The sequence below is a fragment of the Methanoculleus sp. UBA413 genome, from assembly GCF_002502935.1.
Lineage (GTDB): Archaea > Halobacteriota > Methanomicrobia > Methanomicrobiales > Methanoculleaceae > Methanoculleus > Methanoculleus bourgensis.
Window position 1 is genome coordinate 18,380 of sequence record NZ_DAQR01000097.1, and the last position, 3,328, is coordinate 21,707.

4 protein-coding genes are annotated in these 3,328 nt (G+C 61.6%); 1 reads left to right on the top strand and 3 read right to left on the bottom strand.

What is annotated here, in order from left to right; genetic code table 11:
* Nucleotides 1–1,038 (top strand): glycosyltransferase family 2 protein (locus BP858_RS08040; protein WP_286879248.1); only part of this gene is annotated, 1,038 nt, incomplete at its 5' end.
* Between the two features lie 231 nt (nt 1,039–1,269).
* Here BP858_RS08040 and BP858_RS08045 read toward each other — a convergent pair.
* The 3 genes from BP858_RS08045 to tnpB form a co-directional block, all read right to left on the bottom strand.
* Nucleotides 1,270–1,686 (bottom strand): nucleotidyltransferase domain-containing protein, encoded by a 417-nt coding sequence (locus BP858_RS08045; RefSeq protein ID WP_286879249.1) that lies wholly within the window; start codon nt 1,684–1,686, stop codon nt 1,270–1,272.
* 88 nt (nt 1,687–1,774) lie between these two features.
* Nucleotides 1,775–2,077, bottom strand: a complete 303-nt coding sequence (gene hepT, locus BP858_RS08050) for a type VII toxin-antitoxin system HepT family RNase toxin (protein WP_281767233.1) — start codon at nt 2,075–2,077, stop codon at nt 1,775–1,777.
* A gap of 8 nt (nt 2,078–2,085) precedes the next feature.
* The gene (tnpB, locus tag BP858_RS08055; RefSeq protein ID WP_286879250.1) at nt 2,086–3,261 is read right to left on the bottom strand and encodes an IS200/IS605 family element RNA-guided endonuclease TnpB; all 1,176 of its coding nucleotides are present in this window, start codon (nt 3,259–3,261) and stop codon (nt 2,086–2,088) included.
* Nucleotides 3,262–3,328 lie beyond the last annotated feature (67 nt).

Consider the following 3,328-nt stretch of genomic DNA (forward strand, 5'->3'; position numbering starts at 1 on the left):
GCGATCGAGGGCGAGATCATCATCGCCGACTCCTCCGACGACCGGACGGCGGCGATCGCCCGGGACCTCGGGGCCACGGTCGTCCACCCGGAGAAGCGGGGCTACGGCAACGCCTACCTCACCGGGCTCGCACGCGCCCGGGGGCGGTATATCGTCATCGGGGATGCGGATGACACCTACAACTTCCTCGAGATCCCAAACCTCCTCGGCCCGCTCGAGGCTGGCGCCGATATGGTCCTCGGCTCCCGGCTCAGGGGCGAGATCAAGCCCGGCGCCATGCCTGCCCTCCACCGCTACATAGGAAACCCCTTCCTCACCTGGCTCCTCAACCGGGTCTTCGGGATCCGGATATCGGATGCGCATACGGGCTTTCGGGCGTTTAGGCGGGAGGCACTCCCCCGGATGAACCTCAAGACCGGGGGGATGGAGTTTGCAAGCGAGATGATCATCGAGGCGGCGAAGGCTAATCTCCGGATCGAGGAGGTCCCGATCACCTACTCGGCCCGTGTCGCGCCCTCGAAACTGGATAGTTTCTCCGACGGCTGGCGGCACGTCAGGTTCATGCTCCTCTACCGGCCGATCCCCTTCATCACCGTCCCGGGTCTGCTCTTTGCGCTCTTCGGCTTCTTTTTGATGGTCATCTTCTTCCTCAAAGGAAGCGTCGAGACCTCGTTCATCCACTCCTTCATCCTCGCCGCCCTCTTCTTCGTCGGCGGGCTCCAGGCACTCTTTGCGGGGATCAACATCGCGGTCTACTCGGCTGTCCAGGGCTACGGCGAGGCGGGACCGTTCATCACCCGGCTCATGAACTACCACAGCCTCGAGTGGGAACTCCTCGCCGGCATCCTGCTGATGGCCGCCGGCGGCCTCGTGGGGTTTGGCATCGTCAGGGAGTGGGCCGCATCCGGGTTCGGCTCGCTCTTCCAGATCGCAAACGCAGTCTGGGCGCTGGCCCTCTTCCTCGCCGGGATGCAGGTCGTCTTCTCCGGCATCTTCACGAGCATGGTGCTCCTGAACCGGGGGGAGGGGCAGGAATAACTGTTTCTGGGGCTCTGCCCCCGGGTACTTAAAGCCGCTGGTACCATTATCCCGGCGCTCTCCTCGTTGCCCGGGAGCCGCCCCCTCACAAACTCTGCGTTTAAGATAGCACAGTGATGCCGAGCCGTCCGAACGACTCGACCGAATCGGGAAGGTACTCCCTGGCCATATCGACGCTCTCGGCCATCTCCTGGAGTTTGATGCGGATGACCGTGTCCCTGACCTCTTCCTTCAGGTCATCGCCTCCTTCCCGATGTAATCGTACAGTCTGTGTTTGAAGTCATCGAACTCCCGGATCGTCCGATACGCGACGTCGTAGAGGAACCGCTCGTCGGGGCAGTAGACGACCCGTCCGTGGGGGACCTCTGTCCGGGCATAAAGTGGTAGGTGCGAGAAGATCTGGATGTCGTAGCGGTCGTCCGCAAGTTCGGAGAGCGCCGCAAACCGGAACCGGGCACCCTCCTTATGGTCTCCATCGTAGTAGACGGCGATATCGATATCTGACCCCGCTTTCGCCCGCCCTTCGGCGACGGAGCCGTAGAGGGTGATGAAGCGGACCTTATCGAACCCCTCGACGGTCTTAAGCCGCTCAAGTGCGTGCCGGACGTCCCGCTCCGCTCTTCTCATCCCGAAAACTCCCTTGTCCATAATGGCATCTGCCCCCTAACAACGTTTGCATGGGAGCTCGCTCAACCTGCTCTCCCTCGCCTGGATGGCGAAGAGGATGCGGGCCGGCCTACGGGTCGATAGACCCCTGTTCACAGAGGTATTCCTGTATGGTATCATGGAATGCTTTGAGAACACCGAGGTCCCGGTGCAGAATGGCGTAGACCTGTTCGAGGTCCAGACCCCAGTAAATGTGAACCAGAACATTGCGAAATCCCGCCAAATCCGAGAGATCGGGGACGAGCGATTCCGGGAGGATCCCCTCTTCACCGAGGACCTCGAATGTTTCACGGTAACTCGCAGGCCTCCGGAATCGCTCCTCGGCGATCAGATCGGTTGCAATATCGATTGCAGACTGGATCCCGAGCATCATAGCGTGAACTACCCCCCGCTTACGCAGGGGGCTTCCTGCTTCATCCCCCTCCCCATCGGGAGCGAGTCCACAGGCTCTTCGGCGCGTTCCGCGCCTGCAAGTGCGAATTGTTTGATATTGGTCGCGGCGTTCAGGTCCCGGTCGTGGGTCGTCCCGCAGTCCGGGCATGTCCATTCCCGGTCCTTCAGCGTCAGATCGGCCTTCCGGTAGCCGCAGACCGAGCAGGTCTTGGAAGACGGCTCGAACATCCCCACGCGGAGCAGGGGTTTCCCGGCCTCCTGACACTTGTACGCCAGCATCGCAAGGAACGTCCCCCACCCGGCATCGCTGATCGCCCGGGCCAGAGAGGGGTTCTTCACCATGCCGTCCACATTCAGGGACTCCACAGCCAGTGCTTGGTTTTCGCGGACCAGTCGAGAAGAGAGCTGGTGCTGGAAGTCCTTTCGTTGATCGGCAATCGTCTGGTGACACCGGGCGACCTTGAGTCGGGCCTTGTTCCGGTTCTGGGAACCCTTCTGCTTGCGGTCGAGTCGCCGCTGTAAGACGGCGAGCCGCTGCTGGGCGTTCCGGAGGTGTCGTGGGTTCTCCACCTTCTCCCCGGTCGAGAGAACCGCGTAGTGCGCGAGCCCCAGGTCGATCCCGACCGTCTGATCCGGGATCGGATCGACGGGCTTCGGCGGCGTCCGGCCATCCTCGACCACGATGCTGAGGAAGTACCGACCGGTCGAAGTTCGGATCACCGTCGCGGACTTCATCGTTCCGGTGAAGGTGCGGTGGTACTTGACCTTGACCGCCCCGATCTTCGGGAGTTTCACGGTGCCCCGCTCGAAGTCCACGGTGTAGGATTGCGGAACCGTGAACGCCTGTTCGGGGGCATGCTTCTTCTTAAAGGTCGGTGATTCGGCACGACCCTCGAAGAAGTTCGTGAACGCACGGAAAAGGTGGTGGATCGATTGCTGCAGCGACTGGGCGTTGACCTCTTTCAGCCACGGCAACTCCGCTTTGAGCGCCGGAAGCTGCTTCATGAGGTCGTACTTGGAGAGGCTGATGCCCTCGTCGTGGTACGCCTGATTCTTGCGGGCAAGCGCCCAGTTGTACACAAACCGGCAGCACCCGAGGTGCTGGGCGATCAGGGTCTTCTGATCCTTCGTCGGGTACAGCCGGTACTGATACCTCCGCAGCATACGATAGCATCATGTTGACCCCCTCCGACATTAAGGTGAGCCAAGCGCCGTGAAAGTGAAGAAGGGG